The following is a 19,509-nucleotide window of genomic DNA, read 5'->3' on the forward strand; positions in this document are numbered from 1 at the left end:
TTGAGTTAGTTTTAAATTGAGTTAATGAAAAAATCTATCCCTTTTTGGGATAGATTTTTTACTTTTAAGCAAATGGCAAAAAATCTAGTTTCCTTAATTTTTATTTTATTTCTACTGCTTCAAAGTTGTACCAATAAGACAAAAAAAAACGATACGACTTCTAAGTTGGAAGCCGATGAAAAAGCATCGCTTTTTACTCTTTTACCTGAAGGAGAAACCAATATTTCATTTCAAAATACACTAAAAGAAGGGTTGAATGCCAATGTATTAGTTTATGAATACCTCTATAATGGTGGCGGTGTGGCAACAGGAGATTTTAATGGTGACGGTCTACAAGATTTATATTTCTCTTCGAATATGGGGGAGAATAAATTTTATATAAATGAAGGCGGCTTTAAGTTCAAAGACGTTACTGCAACTTCGAAAGTAGAAGGAAGACCTGGCCCATGGAAAACAGGTATTACGTCTGCCGACGTAAATGGTGATGGAAAGTTAGATTTGTATTTATGCTATTCAGGAGCTCTACCTGATGTAAAAAGAAAAAATCAACTTTTCATTAATCAAGGAAACGATGACAACAACATTCCTATTTTTAATGAGCAAGCTGAAGAATATGGGCTAGCGAGTGCGGCTTTTAGCAATCAAGGTTATTTCTTTGATTATGACAAAGATGGTGACTTGGATATGCTTTTATTAAACCATAATCCTAAATCACTACCAGTTCTAAATGAAGTAAGCACAATAGAATTTTTAAAAAAAGATGACACCTTGCAAGGCACACGCCTTTTTGAGCAAAGAGAAAACAAATTTTTTGATGTTACTGAAAAATCGGGTATTAGTGGTTCTGCCCTAACTTATGGTCTAGGTATCGCTATAAGTGACATTAACAATGATGGCTGGCAAGATTTCTATGTTTCGAATGATTATACGGTTCCTGATTATTTATATATCAACAATAAAAATGGCACATTTACAGACCAATTAGGTTCGCAAATGGGACATACGAGCCATTTCTCAATGGGTAATAATGTAGCCGATATAAACAATGATGGTTTGCAAGATATTTTTACGTTAGACATGCTACCTAAAAATAATAAACGTCAAAAATTATTATTGTCTCCTGACAACTATGAGAAATTCGACTTGAATATTAGAAGTGGATTTCATCATCAGTATATGCGAAATATGCTACAATTGAATAATGGCGACAATACTTTCAGTGAAATAGGTCAACTTTCTGGTATTTCAAATACAGATTGGAGTTGGGCTCCCCTATTTGCAGATTTTGATAATGATGGTTTAAAAGACTTATTTATCACTAATGGATATTATAGAGATTATACCAATCTAGATTTCATTAATTACATGGAAGATTTTGTGCAATCGAAAGGAAGATTACAACGACAAGATGTTTTAGAACTTATTAAAAAAATGCCTGCGTCAGACTTAACAAATTTCTACTACACCAATACCGATGGTATCAATTTCAAAGACAATACTGCGAATGCTGGCATAGACCAACCTGCAAATAGTAATGGTGCTATTTACGCCGATTTAGATAATGATGGCGATTTAGATTTAGTGGTCAACAACATTAACAAACCAGCTTTTATTTACCGAAATGATAGTTCTAAAAAGAACAATACATTTTTAAATATTGAACTTAAAGGAGAAAACAAAAACACCAATGGTATTGGAACAAAAATCAGTGCATTCTCGAACGGACACATACAAGTTGTAGAACAGATGCCAACTCAAGGTTATTTATCTACCGTATCCTCAATATTACATTTTGGTTTTGGTGAGAATGCTAAAATTGATTCATTGCTAGTAGAATGGAATTCAGGTAAAAAAGAAACGCTAAATGATATCTCAGCAAACAAATTGTTGGTTATAGAAGAACGTAATGCTAGTACATCAAAATCAGAATTGGTTAAGTCTGATAAACTGTTTGCAAAAACAGAATCTCTAATTAACTTTAAACATAAATCATCTACCATTAATGATTTTAAAAGGCAATCCCTTTTATTAAAGCAGCTATCACATGATGGTCCGGCAATGGCTAAGGCAGACCTGAATAATGATGGCCTTGAAGATATTATAGTTGGTGGTGGGGTAGGTCAAGCACCAGGTTTGTTTTTCCAAACAAAATCAAACAAATTTATTCAAAAAGTTATTCCAGATTTTGAGCTAGACAAGAATAATTTTGATACTGATATTGCCGTGTTCGATGCAAATGCAGATGATAATTTAGATATCTATATTGCAAGTGGGGGCTATCACGATTTCTCTGAAACTGACCCCAAATTACAAGACCGACTATATTTAGGTAATGGAAAAGGTGATTTTATAAAAACTGAATCGGCTTTACCGATTATGAAAGTAAGTACCGGAACAGTTTCCGTTTCTGACATCAATAACGATTCATTCATCGATATTTTTATAGGTGGCTACGTTATTCCGGGTAGATATCCAGAAATACCTAGGAGCTTTATTTTAATTAACGATGGCAAGGGTAACTATACAGATCAAACAAAAGACATTCAACCAGCTCTAGAAAATCCTGGTATGATTACAGACGCCGCTTGGGCGGATATGGATGGTGACAAAATAGAGGACCTTGTAGTATTAGGAGAGTGGGCTCCCATATCAATATATATAAACAAGAATGGAAAATTATTGAATGAAACCAATAGATTTTTAAAAGATCCCTTATCTGGACTATGGACCAGCCTTAAACTAACAGATTTAAATAAAGATGGAAAACCAGATATAATTGCAGGAAATATAGGTACTAATACTCAATTTAAATTAAGCCTTCAGACCCCTGCAGAATTGTACTATTCAGATTTCGATAATAATGGCTCTATAGACCCCATATTAAATTTTTATGTTGAAGGTAAAAGCTACCCATACTTAACAAGAGATGAACTTTTAGGTCAGTTATCTGGTTTACGCCAGCGCTTTACAAGCTATGAGAAATATTCAGACGCGGGTATGTCCGACCTCTTTAATGAAGCCGAAATACAAAATGCAAAAAAACTATCAAGTACACATCAAGAAACTACAGTGTTGCTGAGCACAATTGAAGAAAAGTACGAAATGGCAACTTTACCCCTACAAGCTCAATTTTCCCCAATTTCAGAAATATTAACTACTGACCTTAATAAAGACGGCAATATTGATATTTTATTTTTGGGTAACAATGATTATTATAAATTAAGAATAGGGAAATTCGACGCTAACTACGGAACTGTCCTTTTAAGTGATGGTAAAGGGAATTTTAACTATGTTACTCAAAGCAAATCAGGTCTATCTATAAAAGGGAGTAACACCCACGCATTACTAATAGATGATAATTTGATATTCACCAGTTATGGATTGTCTACCGAAACTTATAAACTCATAAAATAGCTTTATTGATACAATGACTATTTCAAAAAAGAAAATAATACACAGATTACCACTATTTCTTCTGCCCATAATATTGATGGCATGCACTACTACAGAACAAGCTAAACTAAGCGATAAAGATGTAGCTATGGAATGGGCAAATATGACTTTGTTTATTACCCGTTACACACCTTCTAACTCCCCTACTTTTGCGTCAAGAGCATTTGGTTATATAGGTTTAACGATGTATGAATCGATTGTTCCTGGTTTTGAAGAATCTAACTCAATGAATGGGCAACTAAAAGGTCTTGAATCGCTTCCTAAAATTGACCCTTCAAAAGATTATAACTGGGCACTTTCCTTAAATGCTGGGCAATCAGAAATCTTAAAGAAAATATACGTTCAAACATCCGACGAAAATATTCAAAAAATTGATTCGCTTGAACAAGTTGTTTTTAATCAATTTCAACAAGGTATTGATAACGAAACAGTTTTACGTTCTGTCGCATTTGGAAAATCAGTGGCTAATACAATCTTTGAGTGGTCAAAAACCGATGGTGGTCATAGAGGGTATCTTCATAATTTTGACAAAACCATGGTACATCCAGATAGACCGGGATCATGGAAACCACCATTATTCGCACAATCTTTTAGCCATCACCCATTACACCCGCATTGGGGTGAAAATAGGACTTTCGCATCAATGAATGAGACAATAGCTGACCCACAAATAATTCCGTACGACACCACTCCGGGTTCACCTTACTATAAACAATTTGAAAATGTTTATACTAAGGATTTAGAATTGACCCAGCTTGAAAAAGAAGCTGCCATTTGGTGGGGCGATGACCCAGATGTGAGTTTTACACCACCAGGGCATTCCTATTACTTTGCAACTTTAGCGCTAGATGGTCATGATTCTACAATGATAGAATGTGCACAAGTGTTTGCTCAAGTAGGCATGGCCGTAGCAGATGCCTTTATCAATTGTTGGAAATGGAAATATCAGTTCTTTACAGAACGGCCAAATACCTTTATACCAAAATATATTGATGAAGAATGGGAATCATTTTGGCCAGACCCACCCTTTCCATCTTTTCCTTCAGGGCATGCAATTCAAGCTGCAGCTGCGGCCACTATTTTAGAACATAATTTCGGAAAAGAATTCACATTTATCGACAGAGCTCATGAAGGTAGGGAGCGAGATGAACTTAAAGAGACCGATTTTGTTATCAGATCCTTTGATACCTTCTGGGAAGCTGCCCAAGAAACTGCAGATTCTAGATTTTATGGCGGTATTCACACGCAGTTAGATAATGAAGTAGGCCTAGAAAAAGGTATAGAAATAGCAAAAAATGTATATGCCTTAGAATGGAAAAAAGCAGATGAAAAATAACTTGACCCTACAAACGATACTCGTTAATCTCTTCTTTCTTTCTTTAGGATTGAAAAGTGTTGCACAACAAACATTTACCGACATTACAGAACCTTCAGGTATTGATCATGAATACCAAGTTTATGAAGGTACTTTTGGCGGAGGCGTTACGGTGTTTGATGTAAATAATGATGGTTTCGAAGACCTTTACCTTACCAGCGGTGTAAAATCGGATAGGCTATATCTAAATAATGGCAATGGAACTTTTAAAGATATTTTTAAAGGCTCTGGATTGGAGGTAACAAATGACTACGTAACCCAAGGTGTGGTTAGTGCGGACGTTGATAAAAATGGGTTTAGGGATTTATTCATTACGACAATTACTACGACAGATGGCAAAAACGTAATTCCAAGGGCAAAAAACTTATTATTCTTAAATCAAGGTGACTCCACTTTTAAAGATGTTACCGATGCATATGGCCTAGAAGATTTAAACTCTTTCAGCACCGGACCTAGTTTTGGTGATTTTAATGCAGATGGTTATCCTGACCTATTCGTTGGTAATTATTTTCAAGAATTTACTGGTAAGCTAGGGGTTATAAAAGATGCAACCATAGTGAGCGCCAACCAAACAGCTAAAAGCTATTTATTACAAAACAACGATGGCGAAAAATTTGAAAACGTTTATGAAGATTATGGTCTAGGCCATAAAGGTTTCGGTTTCGGCGGTGTATTTACAGATTTCGACAATGACCAAGACCAAGATTTATTGGTAAATCAAGATTTTGGATATAAAGCAGTGCCAAATTTTCTTTACAGAAATGAATATCCAAGTGACCATTTCGAAGATGTTAGTAAAGAAACAGGCATGGATCTAAAAATTAATGCCATGGGGGCCGCTGTAGGCGATTATAATAATGATGGCTGGATGGATTATTATATTACCAACATAAAGTTCAATATGCTAATGGAGAACCAGGGTAATGGTTTGCCATTTATTGACAAAGCAAAAGAACTTGGCACCTACAATTTAGCCATTAGTTGGGGTGCAAATTTTGCTGATTTCGACCATGATGAAGATTTAGACCTTTTTGTCTCTAATGGAGATTTGAATCCGAATTGCACACCCATGGGTAATTTCTATTTCGAGAACAACCAAAATACCTTCACTGAAAAAGGAAGAGAATTAGCCATCAATGATTACGGCATTGGTCGGGGTTCTGTGATTTTTGATATGGACAATGATGGGGATATGGATTTGTTGGTAGTAAATCAAAAACCCATATTAAATTATCCTATACCATCCACAACAAAGCTCTTTCGAAATGATTTAGCAAAAGGCAATTGGCTGAAAGTAGCCCTTAAAGGTATAGACGCAGAAGCTAATGGTATTGGTTCAAGAGTATCCATTATTGTTAAAGGGAAAAAAATGATTCGCGAAATTGATGGTGGTGGTTCAAGCCATCTTTCCCAAAATTCGGTAATAGCACATTTTGGCTTGGATGCTAATGAAGTGGTCGATTCTGTAATTGTAGATTGGACAGGTGGTAAGCAACAAATAATAACCCAAGTAAACGTAAATCAACAATTAGTAATAATAGAATTAAATACGCCAGCAAAAGACCAAACTTATTTTTGGTACTTTTTAAGTGCTATTTTAGTACTTATAATAGCTTATTTTTTATATCGCAAAAGAAGACTAGCCAAAAAATAACAAAAACTTTCCCCAAAAATGCAATAGCCTTCAAAATTTGCGTCTTTATAACTGAAGACCAATTGAAATCCCTTGGATGGCATCCAATCTAGAAAATAATACTAACCTGAACAGTTTCTTTGAAGAAGAATATAGCTCGCTTAGGCGCTATATTAAATCTAAAATTATATTTGGCTTTGGTGCTGGAAATAGCCAAAGCCAAAATAAAAAGCGATTTAATGTTAACCCATGCAGCTCAATGAGAAAAGATTTTTCTCAATGGAAATATTACGATGAATTTTGGAAAAATGAAGGTGAGCAAGCATATAAGAACCATGTAGACCGAAATCATTCAATCGACAATTTGTGATAATTATGGGTGAATATTAAATAATTGTAAAACTTTGGAAACTTTTTTAGTTTTTAAAGTTTCCTGACATATATTTGCACCCGTTATGAAAGAAAAAATTCGCGACACCGCTTCAGATTTATTTTTAGAGCGTGGCTTTAAGAGCATTACAATGGATGATATTGCCAATCAAATTGGCATTTCTAAAAAAACCATTTATAGTGAATACAGTAATAAAACGAGCTTAGTAGAAGATTGTGTGATGAATAAATTTTGCCATTTAAGCGATGGTATTGATTTAATAATAGCAATGGATAAAAATGCTATTGAAGAGCTTTACGAAATTAAAAAATATGTAATGTCTCACCTGAATGACGAAAAAAGCTCTCCACAATTTCAATTGATGAAATATTATCCTAAAATTCATAAAAGTCTAAAACTAATGCAGTTCGAAAAAATGCATAAATGTGTATTATCTAATATAGAACGTGGTTTAGAACAAGAATTATTTAGGGATAATATAGATCCCGAGTTTATTGCGAGAATATACTTTACAGGTATGAACAGCATTAAAGACCAAAACATATTTCCCTTACCTCTATTTCCAGTATCAAAATTAATGGACTCATTTTTAGAATATCACTTACGGGGAATTGTTACTCCGAAAGGAAAGAAAATATTAAATACAATCATCAATTCAAATCAATTATAAATGCGAAATCAATTAGTACTACTATTAACGCTACTTAGTTTTAGCTTTAGCTACTCACAAGAACAAACCTATAGTTTCACACTAGAAGAAGCTATACAATTTGCGTTAGAAAACAACTATGCAGCAATTAACGCGGATAGGGACATAATTGACGCTCAAAAACAAAAATGGGAAACCATTGCTAGCGGTCTACCACAAATAAATGGAGATATTAGTTATCAAAATCAATTAAAGCAACCGGTAAGTGTTATTCCTGCAGAAATATTTGGAGGCGAACCAGGCACTTTCGCTGAAGTAGTTTTTGGCCAACCACAAACCGCAACTGCAACCGCTACATTACGTCAACAAATTTTTGATGGCTCATATATTGTTGGCGTACAAGCAACGAAAGCATTTTTAAGTTATAGCGCAAATAATAAAGAAAAAACAACCTTAGAAGTTAGAAAACAAGTTGTAGAAGCTTACGGAAATGTATTACTAGCCAAAGAAAGTGTTCAAATTCTTGAGAAAAATAAAGTTACTCTTGAGAAAAACCTTTACGAAACTTCAAAACTTTACGAAAACGGGCTCGGAGAACAAGAGAGTGTAGATCAACTTCAGATTACACTTTCATCCATCGAAAACCAATTACGGAACGCAATAAGATTACAAGAAATCACCCTTCAAATGTTAAACCTTAGTATGGGCCTAGATTTAACAGCCCCTACAAAACTTAAAGAAAACCTTGAAGACTTAACGGTTGCAAAAATTGATTTGGGAATTCTTAATTACGACTTTAATCTAAACGAAAATGTTGATTTTAAACTTGCGGAGAATCTTAACCAACAGCGGTATTATGAATGGAAATTAGCCAAAAGCCGTGCGTTACCTACATTGAATGCTTTTGTTAATTATGGAAGCAGTGCTTTTTCAGACAATTTTAGTTTTTTGAATGGAGAACAGCAATGGTTTGATTCATCGGTAATGGGTTTTGACCTAAGTATTCCTATTTTCAGTTCACTTAAAAGAAGTGCCAGTACACAACGTGCTAAAATTGCCTTAGAAAAAGCTAAGACTCAATTAACAGAAGCAGAACAGCAAATTAGATTGCAGTTAGAGAATGCAAAAAATAATTACACCCTTGCTATTGCAAATTACGACACTGCAAAACAAAATCTCACCCTTTCTGAACGTATCGAAAATAAAAATCAGATAAAATATAAAGAAGGTCTTGCAACAAGTTTTGAACTGAGACAAGCTCAAATACAACTATACACAACTCAGCAAGAATTCCTACAATCCATGGTAGAAGTGATTAATAAAAAAACCGAACTGGAAATCATATTAAATACAAAAGCCTAAATAATCAATCATTAAAAATATAATCATGAAGAAAGTAATAGTTTTATTAATTGTAACCATCAGCCTGTTTTCTTGTGGCAGTGGAGACCAGTCGGTAAGTGAAATTATTGAAAACCGTAATCTAGAAGAAATACGAGCTAAGAAGACGGAGATTACTCTTCAACAAAATCAAATTGAAGCACAGCTTAAATCATTAGATTCGGCCATTGCAATTTTAGGTAATGAAGAAAAGTTTCCACTTGTTAATACATTGACTGCTAAGAAAGAAGTTTTTAATCACTATCTAGAATTACAAGGTGATGTCAGCACAAAACAAAATGTATTGATCTACCCAGAAATGGCAGGTACGCTTCAAAAAGTATATGTAAAAGAAGGCGATAGAGTATCTAAAGGACAATTATTGGCTACCATAGATGATGGGGGCATGTCTAGTCAACTTAGTCAATTAAAATCTCAAGCTACACTTGCGAAAACGACTTTCGAACGCCAAGAACGTTTATGGAAACAAAACATAGGTTCAGAAATTCAATATTTACAAGCAAAAACTAACTACGAATCATCAGAAAATATGGTTTCCCAGGCGCAGAGTCAATTAGGAAAATCTAGTATAAGAGCTCCTTTTTCAGGTATCATAGATAATGTTATAAAAGATCAAGGCACCGTAGTCGCACCAGGTCAAGGTTCTGAAGTGTTTCGTCTTGTAAACCTATCTGATATGTTTATTGAAGTAGAAGTACCAGAAACATATTTAGGTAGTGTTGTAAAAGGAAAAGAAGCATTAGTATATTTTCCTGTATTAGGTGATAGTATTACCACAAAGATTAGAGAAACAGGAAATTTTATAAATCCATCGAACAGATCTTTTGAAGTTGAAATTCCAGTTCCAAATAAGGAAGGTAAGATTAAGCCTAATCTTACTGCCAAGGTTAATATCAATGATTATACCAGTGAAAACGCCATCTTAATACCGACAAGCATTATATCTGAAAATGCTGAAGGTGAACAATACGTCTTCGTAGCAGAGGAACCGAATTCAGAAAATGAAGCAATTGTAAAAAGAATCATCATTACCACTGGAAAAACTCAAGGAGCGAAAATAGAAGTACTATCTGGCCTAGAAGATGGAAATCTTATTATTAAAGAAGGTGCACGAAGTGTAAAAGATGGTCAAAAAGTAAAAATAAAAAAATAGAAATCGATGAGCAAAGTACAAAAAAACGCTGATAAAGAATTCAGTTTATCGTCTTGGGCCATTGATAATCCGTCGGTTATTTATGTAATGATCGGCATATTTTTATGGTTAGGCTTCAATGCCTATATGGCCATGCCTAGAGAAGATTTTCCAGAAATTGTAGAGACTAAAATTTACATAAGTACCCCTTACCCTGGTAACACAGCTGAGGACATAGAAAAACTAATTACCGACCCATTAGAAGATAGGTTAAAGAACATTAGTAATGTGGTCGAAGTTACATCTACTTCGCAAGAAGATTACGCTGTTTTAACGGTAGAATTCGATGAGGAAATTACCGTTGAGCAAGCTAAGCAAAAAGTAAAGGATGAGGTCGATAGTGAAAAGGCAAGTGAAGACTGGCCTACCTTTAATGGTGCCAAAGTTGAGCCCAATGTTTTTGACTTAAACTTTTCTGAAGAAGTTCCTATAATGAACATCAACTTTACTGGTGATTATCCTGTAGAAAAGTTGAAAGAATATGCAGAATATTTACAAGACGAAATTGAAGATCTTCCTGAAATTAAAAAAGCAGATATTCGTGGGGCTCAAGATAAAGAAGTAGAAGTTGCTGTTGATATCTATAAAATGATGGCTGCTAAAATCAGCTTTCAAGATGTTATTAGCGCCATAAGTAATGGTAACATGACTATGTCTGCGGGTAATCTTAAAACCGTTGGGCAAAGACGTACTATTCGTATTATTGGAGAAGTAGAAAATCCGAATGAACTTAAAAACTTTGTAGTTAAATCTGAAAACGGGGCGGTTTATTTAAAAGACATTGCCAATATTAACTTTAAGGCAAAAGATAAAACTACGTATGCCCGTGAATTCGGTGATAACGTAGTTATGCTCGATGTTAAGAAAAGAGCAGGTAGAAATTCTATTTCCGCAGCCGATAAAATAAAGGAAATTGTAAAAAATGAGAAAGCAACTTACTTTCCACCAGACCTTAATATTTCTATAGCAAACGATTCCTCTACCCGTACATTAAATCAAGTAGATGACTTGGTGAACAACATTATTTTTGGGATTATTCTTGTTGTTACGGTATTAATGTTCTTCTTAGGGTTTAGAAATGCACTCTTCGTTGGATTCGCAATACCTATGTCGATGTTCATGTCGTTTGTAATACTCTCATGGCTTGGATATACCCTTAATACAATGATTCTCTTCGGAATGATTATGGGTCTAGGTATGTTGGTGGATAACGGTATTGTGGTAGTTGAGAATGTATATCGTCTTATGGACGAAGGTATGTCTCGTATCGATGCTGCTAAAAAAGGTATTGGTGAAATTGCCTACCCAATTATTATTTCTACCGCTACAACCGTAGCAGCATTTGTTCCGTTAGGTTTATGGCCTGGAATATTTGGTCAATTTATGATCTATTTTCCTATCACACTTTCAGTTGTTTTAGGTTCATCATTGTTTGTGGCAATTTTCATGAACTCGATGCTTGTCTCTAAATTTATGAGCACCGATGAAAAAGAACTTACCCTAAAACAGCTCATAAGAATGAGTCTTGTTTTAGGCGTTTTAGGTATATTAATACTAATCTTTGGTGGCGCAATGCGCGGTTTAGGTTCTGTTTTAATATTAACAGGAATCATGTTCTGGGCCTACAAGTATATAATAAAGGGCACTGCTATCAAATTCCAGAAAAAAACGATGTCCCGTTTTGAAAATTGGTATGAACGCCGTTTAAAACATGCACTAAATGGTCGTAATGTTTATTGGTATTTCACTGTTACATTTTTAATGCTGATTGGTGTATTTATGCTGTTCGGTATGTCTGTAGGTAGTGGCCGTACCAAAATCGAATTCTTCCCAGATAATAAACCGAATGAAATATATGTCTATGTAGAATACCCTGAAGGTACATCTATTGAGAAAACCAACGAAATCACCCTAGAGGTTGAAAAGCAGGTTTATGCGATAATGGATGATGAGAAATACAAAAAGAATGGCGAAAACTTTATGATGGCATCTGCTGTTTCTGTTGTAGGTGAAGGGGCAGGTAACCCACTTACTGATGGTGGTTCTTCTGCAGAAATGCCGCACAAAGGAAAAGTTACCGTAAACTTTAGTGAATATAAATATCGTGAAGGATTAAATACCGAAGACATTCGTGGTCGTGTTCAAGCAGCCCTGCAAGGTATTTACCCTGGTGTAGCTATTTCAGTTGAAAAAGATGCTAATGGACCACCTGCCGGTTTTCCGATTAATATTGAACTAGAGGGTAGCGATTATGATGAACTTATAAATACTGCAGAAGACATTAAAAATTTCATCAATACCAAAAATATTGCAGGTATTGAAGAGTTGAAAATTGATGTAAACAAAGGCAAACCTTCTATGCAAGTGATTGTAGATCGCGAAAAAGCAGGTGAATTGGGTGTTGCAGTAGGCCAAGTTGGTAATCAGTTAAGACGTTCTATTTTCGGAGAAAAAGCAGGTGTTTACAAGGAAGACGGTGATGATTATGATATTAACATACGATTCAACGAAGATTTACGGTACAATAAAAGTGCTCTATTCAATCAGAATATCATTTTTAGAGATCCTGCTAATGGTCAAATTAAAGAAATTCCGATTTCTGCCGTAGCGACTGAAAAGAACACATCAGGATTCAGTGCTATTAAACACCGAGACGGTAAGAGAGTCGTTACTATTTATTCCGGATTAAAACCTGGCTTTACAGATGCGGGTGCTATTGTTGCTGAGATTCAAAGAGAAATGCAAAGTTTTAACGGCACTCCGGCTACTGTAAAAATTGATTATACAGGTCAGTTAGAGGAACAGGCAAAACAACAAGCATTCTTGGTAGGTGCCTTTTTCTCAGGCTTAGGTTTAATTATGCTTATTCTAATTTTCCAATTTAGTGGTATTTCAAAACCATTGATTATAATGATTGCCATTTTCTTAAGCTTTATTGGAGTATTTGGCGGGTTAATGATAACAGGTTGGTCTTTCGTAATTATGATGACCATGATGGGTATAATCTCTTTGGCAGGGATTGTGGTAAACAACGGGGTGGTACTCCTAGATTACACCCAGATTTTGGTCGACCGTAAAAAGGTAAGATTAGGAATGGAAGACAGTGATCTTTTAACCATTGAAGATGCGACCGATTCTATGATTGTAGGTGGTAAAGCTAGACTAAGACCGGTAATTTTGACAGCGATTACAACTGTACTTGGGTTAATACCTTTAGCTATTGGTCTTAACATTGATTTCTTTTCACTTTTCTCAGAGTTCAACCCTAAGATTTATATCGGTGGCGATAACGTTGTTTTCTGGGGACCTTTAGCTTGGACGGTAATCTTCGGATTAATAGTAGCCACATTCCTTACCCTTATTATCGTACCGGTACTCTTTAACATTGTGTACCGTATAAAAATAAAACTTAGAGGTATGGGTAATAATAATGAGAAGAAAAAATTAGGCAGCGTTGCATAATTAAAAGAATCTCTGAAACAAAAAAGCCCCGTATCAAATGATACGGGGCTTTTATATATGTAGTTGCTGTTAATTATTTACAGCAACAGGCTCTTTAGTTTTAGCGTTGGTAACACTAGCGATTCTGTTATTATCAAAATTAACTTCTTTTTTAACATCACCTTCCCAAAATAACCATTTCCCAGATTTAACTCCGTTCTCATAATTACCTACGGCAATTTTATCACCTTTTTCATTGAACATTTTCCACTCACCTTCTAACCTTTCGTTTAAAAAGTAACCTTGTTGAGACACTTCTCCATTTGCATGAAAATATGTCGCCTTTACCATATCACCTTCTTTCTCAAAGGTTGGTTCTACTTGAGCAAAAGCTCCAAAGGACAATGCCATAAAAGCTATTATTAGTATTTTTTTCATGATATATATTTTTTTTGATTAATTTATCGCTTAACAGTAACGTTACAAAGATACATTTATTTCTAAATAAATCAACATTTAAGTAACTATTAATTTACATTAACTTTACATTAGATACGTAATTAATTGTTTTATAGGTTTTTACATAAAATTAGAATATTACTTCATCAATAAAATCTTGAATGTAAAACCTGCATCTTAAATAGAACGTTAATGAAATAGACTTCTTAAATTTGCCCTTTCATTAAAGCAAGCACTATGTATAGAAGCCATTCCTGCGGGGAGTTAAGAGAATCACATATTGGCCAAACCGTTACCCTTTCTGGTTGGGTAGCCAAGACTAGAGATAAAGGTTTTGTAGTTTGGGTAGATTTACGAGATCGATACGGTATTACACAACTTGTTTTAGATGAGGACCGAACTTCAGCCACTTTATTAGAGCAAGCTAGAAATTTAGGTCGTGAATTCGTGATTCAAATAAAAGGAGAGGTTATAGAAAGAGCTTCAAAAAACGCTAATATTTCTACTGGGAACATAGAGGTTTTAGTTTCTGAACTTACCATCTTAAACGAATCTAAAACTCCTCCATTTACCATAGAAAATGAAACTGACGGCGGTGAAGACCTTCGTATGAAATATCGATATTTAGATATCCGAAGAAATCCAGTAAAGAACAACCTTATCTTTAGAAGTAAGGTAACTATGGAAGTTCGTAAATTTTTATCAGGCCAAGGCTTTATAGAAGTTGAAACTCCGTACCTCATCAAATCTACACCAGAAGGTGCACGAGATTTCGTAGTACCTAGTCGCATGAACGAAGGTCAATTTTATGCCCTACCTCAATCGCCACAAACCTTCAAGCAATTGTTGATGGTTGGTGGTATGGACAAATACTTTCAAATTGTAAAATGCTTTAGAGATGAAGATTTACGTGCCGATAGACAACCAGAATTTACACAGATAGATTGTGAAATGGCCTTCGTAGAGCAAGAAGATATCCTAAACGTATTTGAAGATTTGACCAAATACCTTTTAAAAGAAGTAAATGGTGTAGAAATCGATTCATTCCCACGGATGACTTACGATGATGCCATGGCCAAATACGGAAACGATAAGCCCGATATTCGCTTTGGCATGGAATTCGGAGAACTGAATACCATAGCTCAACATAAAGAATTTTCGGTTTTCAATGACGCTGAATTAGTAGTTGGTATTGCTGTACCAAGTGCTGCTGAATATACTAGAAAAGAATTGGATGCATTGGTAGATTGGGTAAAACGCCCACAAGTTGGCGCTAAAGGCATGGTCTATGTAAAATGTAATGCTGATGGAAGTTTCAAATCTACCGTTGACAAGTTCTACGACCAAGAAGATTTAGCCAAATGGGCAGAAGTAACTGGTGCTCAACCAGGTGACCTTATTTGCGTGCTATCAGGCGATGCCAATAAAACAAGAACGCAATTAAGTGCGCTTAGAATGGAGTTGGCTACGAGACTTGGTCTTAGAAAATCAAATGAATTTGCACCATTATGGGTAGTTGATTTCCCATTATTGGAACTTGATGAAGAAACAGGGCATTACCATGCTATGCACCATCCATTCACCTCGCCTAAACCAGGTCAATTAGAATTGTTAGATTCAGATCCAGGTGCGGTTCGTGCAAATGCGTACGACCTTGTTTTAAACGGTAATGAAATTGGTGGTGGCTCTATTCGTATTCATGATAAAGATACACAAGCAACCATGTTCAAGCATTTAGGCTTTACACCTGAAGAAGCAAAAGCACAATTCGGATTTTTAATGGATGCTTTCCAATATGGAGCTCCACCACATGGCGGACTTGCGTTTGGTTTAGATAGACTAGTTGCCATTTTAGGCGGACAAGAAACGATTAGAGATTTCATCGCCTTCCCTAAAAATAATAGTGGAAGAGATGTCATGATAGATGCACCAGCTGCTATTGATGCTGCACAGTTGAAGGAATTAAATTTGAAGTTGGATATTCAAGATTAGTTATCATTAATAAAATCATAATTAAAAATCCTGCATAATGCAGGGTTTTTAATTATAATATAGACTAAATAAAAATGTAGAAATGAGGAATTATCCTTAATTATATCACTGCGAAGGATTACATTTTAATATTTATTTTCTTTTCTCAAAATCAATCTTTCTTGAAAATAATCATCTTTTACTTGGCTTTTAATTAGCTCTTCCAAGGTTGGCTTTTCATTTATTTTTTCGAGTATGAATCCTCCATCCTCCTCACCAATTCTTAATGTACTATCAGATAATATAGTCAAGGTTCCCATTTCTTGCAATTGGTTGGTCTTAAAATTTTCTAGAAATAGAGAATTATCCTTTATTCCAAACTTTTTCTTTGGCAGAATACCAATTTTATAATCATAATAATTAAAAGTTGTGTCGTCAATAAATATTTCAATATAACGGAAAGTTTGTTCTTTCTGCAGGGAGAAAGGACGCCAATTTCCTTTGATATCTTCCACATTAATTTCTTGAGAATTACAGTTGCCAAATATCATCATAAATATTAGGCTCATTAATTGAGTTTTTTTTTGCTTAGACTTTCCTTTCTTCAATTATGATTTTTTTCAAAATTATGTTGTATCGCAATTACTCCCGTGATTATGTTTGTTATAATCTCCAACAACAACAAATTAGTGCTAGTACAATGATACAAAAAACCGTGAACTACTTACTCAATAGGCCACCAGTTATAAACAAACGAAAGCGTGGCGAGATATCATAAAGAATTCTTACTTTTCAAACTGACGGCGACTTAAATGAGTTTAAAATAAAAATCACAAATGGATAAAAAAATTACTACTTTTTAGTAACACTAATTTTTATTTCATGTACAACTCAAAACTCAATAAAATCCAAAATTAAGGGTAACTGGTATTTAACTTCTGAAAGCCTTTCAGACCAATATGGTGAATTTTTTATAGACAGCAACCGTATTTGCTATTATCATGAGTTTAAAGAACAATACGAATGCAACGGGTATGTAATAAAAGAAAATAGGCTTTATTTGAAAAGAAAAATAAAAAATGATAGCTTGGATTATATGGGTTTGATATCAATCAAAAACAACCTTTTAGTCATTGACAATAATGAAGGTGGTGGTAAGTTTTCAAAACAACTTTTAAAACCAAATCTTGAAGATTTAATAAATCATAAAATTGAATTTTCAGTTTTTTACGAAGGTTATATAAATAGAGCAGCCAATTGGGTAGAAAACAAATTTAAATCTCAAAGCTATTAATACTCAAATTTTAATTGATTACATCGACGGCTATATCAATAATAGACCTTACGTAGAAACCTTGCTCCAAATTTATCTTGAAGATTTAGAAGAACTCAAAACCAGAATCATAGCTAGTAATTAAATACCTTTGACAACCATTACTGATTTGGTTTCAAAATGCCCATTCAAAAAAACAAGATTTTAAGGCGAATTTATAAGTGGAGGTATAAACATATTTCCCAGAAGACGTTTATCTATATTTTAAGTGTTGCTGTTGGCCTTTTAGCTGGTTTGGCGGCGGTTACGTTAAAAAACATTACTTATTTTATTGAAGCATCGCTCGAGAAAGGAATTATCTTTTCTAGTAATCAGCTTTATTTCATTCTACCGATAGTCGGCCTTACCCTCGTATATCTTTATGTAAAGTATATCCATAAAGAAAAATTAAAACATGCGGTTTCATCCATTCTATTTTCATTGTCAAAAAACAAAGGGAATATTGACATAAAGCAAGTTTACACACAATTGATTATTGCGCCTTTAACAGTAGGTTTCGGTGGATCCGTTGGTTTATTGGGCCCAGCAGTAGCAACGGGCGCGGCAATTAGTTCAAACCTTGGAAAACTTTTTCATATTAATTCAAAAACGCGTTCCTTATTAATTGCATGTGCCTCTGCGGGTGCAATTTCGTCCATATTTCAATCGCCAATTGCTGCCATAATTTTTGCTGTTGAGGTATTTAGTTTGGATCTCACCATGATTTCAATGCTACCCCTCTTACTGGCTTCTATCAGCGGTGTACTTACCTCCTACTTTTTTATGGGCAACGAGGTACTGTTCAATTTTACAATAACCGAATCTTTTGAAGTAAAAGACACTTTGTTCTATGTTCTGCTCGGCGTCGGTACCGCTGTTGCATCTATCTATTTCACCAAAATGTACTTTGGTATTATTAACCTCTTTAAACCATTGAAAAGTCCGAAATACAGGCTTTTAGTCGGCGGACTTGCAATTGGTATTATGCTGTATATGATCCCTCCTTTATATGGTGAAGGTTTTGTGTTTATTAATAATCTGTTGATCGGCGATCACATTCAAGCTTTAGGTAAAACTCCATTTGATGCTTATATAAGTAACATCTGGGTCGTAATCGCTTTACTATTTGGCATAACCATCTTTAAAGCCGTAGCAATGACCACTACATTAGCGGCTGGTGGAGCCGGTGGTATTTTTATTCCAACAATGGTTATGGGCAGTGCTTTAGGTAATGTTGCTGCTAAAATCATAAATAATTCTGGATTAGGCTTCTCGGTATCTGAAAGTAATTTCACTTTAATAGGTATGGCAGGTCTTATTGCAGGTGTTCAGCATGCCCCACTTACGGCCATATTCCTCATCGCTGAAATAACAGGGGGTTATACTCTTTTTGTACCCTTAATGATAACAGCATCTATCTCATATATTATTACAAAAAATACTATTGATTATACCATTTACACGAGAGAACTAGCAGAAAGTGGAGATCTTTTAACACACAACAAAGATCATGCAGTGCTTACCCTTATGGAATTGGATACGGTTATAGAGACAAATTTTAAGATTGTGAACCCAGAAATGACATTAGGAGAAATGTTGCACGATTCCGTCGCAAAATCGACACGAAATATATTCCCAGTTGTTGATACAAACCATAAGTTTTTGGGTATAATTCTATTAGATGATATTCGAGAATTTATGTTTGATACTAAATTGTATGCAACAACAAAGGTTGACTCTTTCACTCATAAAGCCCCAGACCATATATATTATGGAAGGGACAGCATGCAGACAGTGATGCAAAAATTTCAGGATAGCGGTGCATGGAATCTTCCTGTAATTAAAGATGGGAAGTATATGGGGTTTGTGTCGAAATCTAAATTATTAACGGCATACAGAAGAGAACTAATAAAATTTACTAAGTAATGAAATATTTAATCACAGCAATTACTCTAATATCTATTGGGTTAATCATCTACGGATTGAATCTAGACGGCGAACAAGAAGCAATGGCAAACAAATTTATAGGTTCTGGTACTTTAGGATTGTTTTTACTTGCGATGCCACTATTCTTAATTAAAGAAAGTAAGGGTAAAAAGTTTAAGGATTATATGTTAAACGATGAAAACGTTCGTAAAATGCAAGGGAAAAAACCTAGAAACACTGATAATCAAGATACTCCGTTAAATTAATAATTCTATTTTCTTCCTATCAATACTAAAATATTGTAAA

The 19,509-nt window shown here is 34.7% G+C and carries 14 protein-coding genes; 12 read left to right on the forward strand and 2 right to left on the reverse strand.

Annotated elements, in window-relative coordinates:
* The first annotated feature begins 24 nt into the window (after positions 1 to 24).
* The 8 genes from BMY56_RS11805 to BMY56_RS11840 all read left to right on the forward strand — a co-directional run bounded on the left by BMY56_RS11805 (position 25) and on the right by BMY56_RS11840 (position 13,556).
* A complete protein-coding gene (locus BMY56_RS11805) occupies positions 25 to 3,414 on the forward strand; it encodes a VCBS repeat-containing protein (RefSeq protein ID WP_245737206.1) in 3,390 nt (1,129 codons plus the stop codon).
* A gap of 13 nt (positions 3,415 to 3,427) precedes the next feature.
* Positions 3,428 to 4,789: a phosphatase PAP2 family protein gene (locus BMY56_RS11810; protein WP_177170963.1), complete on the forward strand. Its 1,362-nt coding sequence runs from the start codon at positions 3,428 to 3,430 to the stop codon at positions 4,787 to 4,789.
* Positions 4,779 to 6,482 (forward strand): CRTAC1 family protein, encoded by a 1,704-nt coding sequence (locus tag BMY56_RS11815; RefSeq protein ID WP_091624344.1) that lies wholly within the window; start codon positions 4,779 to 4,781, stop codon positions 6,480 to 6,482. The genes BMY56_RS11810 and BMY56_RS11815 overlap by 11 nt, the downstream gene beginning before the upstream one ends.
* Positions 6,483 to 6,558: 76 nt before the next feature.
* Entirely contained in the window at positions 6,559 to 6,831 is a 273-nt protein-coding gene (locus tag BMY56_RS11820; RefSeq protein ID WP_091624347.1) for a hypothetical protein, read from the forward strand.
* Between the two features lie 85 nt (positions 6,832 to 6,916).
* A complete protein-coding gene (locus BMY56_RS11825) occupies positions 6,917 to 7,522 on the forward strand; it encodes a TetR/AcrR family transcriptional regulator (protein ID WP_091624349.1) in 606 nt (201 codons plus the stop codon).
* Positions 7,523 to 8,863: a TolC family protein gene (locus BMY56_RS11830; protein WP_091624352.1), complete on the forward strand. Its 1,341-nt coding sequence runs from the start codon at positions 7,523 to 7,525 to the stop codon at positions 8,861 to 8,863.
* Between the two features lie 25 nt (positions 8,864 to 8,888).
* Positions 8,889 to 10,055, forward strand: a complete 1,167-nt coding sequence (locus BMY56_RS11835; RefSeq protein WP_091624355.1) for an efflux RND transporter periplasmic adaptor subunit — start codon at positions 8,889 to 8,891, stop codon at positions 10,053 to 10,055.
* A 6-nt stretch (positions 10,056 to 10,061) separates the two neighbouring features.
* The gene (locus tag BMY56_RS11840; protein WP_091624358.1) at positions 10,062 to 13,556 is read left to right on the forward strand and encodes an efflux RND transporter permease subunit; all 3,495 of its coding nucleotides are present in this window, start codon (positions 10,062 to 10,064) and stop codon (positions 13,554 to 13,556) included.
* A gap of 69 nt (positions 13,557 to 13,625) precedes the next feature.
* Here the strand turns inward: BMY56_RS11840 and BMY56_RS11845 are convergent, their stop codons facing one another.
* Positions 13,626 to 13,973 carry a toxin-antitoxin system YwqK family antitoxin gene (locus tag BMY56_RS11845; RefSeq protein ID WP_091624361.1) on the reverse strand — a complete coding sequence of 116 codons (348 nt, stop codon included), beginning with the start codon at positions 13,971 to 13,973 and terminating at the stop codon, positions 13,626 to 13,628.
* 258 nt (positions 13,974 to 14,231) lie between these two features.
* Between BMY56_RS11845 and aspS the strand changes: the two genes are divergently transcribed.
* The gene (gene aspS, locus BMY56_RS11850; protein WP_091624364.1) at positions 14,232 to 15,986 is read left to right on the forward strand and encodes an aspartate--tRNA ligase; all 1,755 of its coding nucleotides are present in this window, start codon (positions 14,232 to 14,234) and stop codon (positions 15,984 to 15,986) included.
* A 125-nt stretch (positions 15,987 to 16,111) separates the two neighbouring features.
* Here aspS and BMY56_RS11855 read toward each other — a convergent pair whose 3' ends face one another.
* On the reverse strand, positions 16,112 to 16,573 hold the full coding sequence (locus tag BMY56_RS11855; RefSeq protein WP_091624367.1) for a hypothetical protein: 462 nt from the start codon (positions 16,571 to 16,573) through the stop codon (positions 16,112 to 16,114).
* A gap of 452 nt (positions 16,574 to 17,025) precedes the next feature.
* On the opposite strand from BMY56_RS11855, the gene BMY56_RS11860 reads away from it, so the two are divergent.
* The 3 genes from BMY56_RS11860 to BMY56_RS11870 all read left to right on the forward strand — a co-directional run bounded on the left by BMY56_RS11860 (position 17,026) and on the right by BMY56_RS11870 (position 19,469).
* Positions 17,026 to 17,259 carry a hypothetical protein gene (locus tag BMY56_RS11860; protein WP_143057817.1) on the forward strand — a complete coding sequence of 78 codons (234 nt, stop codon included), beginning with the start codon at positions 17,026 to 17,028 and terminating at the stop codon, positions 17,257 to 17,259.
* Between the two features lie 159 nt (positions 17,260 to 17,418).
* Entirely contained in the window at positions 17,419 to 19,203 is a 1,785-nt protein-coding gene (locus tag BMY56_RS11865) for a chloride channel protein (protein ID WP_091624374.1), read from the forward strand.
* Entirely contained in the window at positions 19,203 to 19,469 is a 267-nt protein-coding gene (locus BMY56_RS11870) for a hypothetical protein (protein WP_091624377.1), read from the forward strand. The genes BMY56_RS11865 and BMY56_RS11870 overlap by 1 nt, the downstream gene beginning before the upstream one ends.
* Positions 19,470 to 19,509 lie beyond the last annotated feature (40 nt).

The sequence above is a fragment of the Maribacter orientalis genome, assembly GCF_900109345.1.
In the GTDB taxonomy this organism is placed as follows: Bacteria; Bacteroidota; Bacteroidia; order Flavobacteriales; family Flavobacteriaceae; genus Maribacter; species Maribacter orientalis.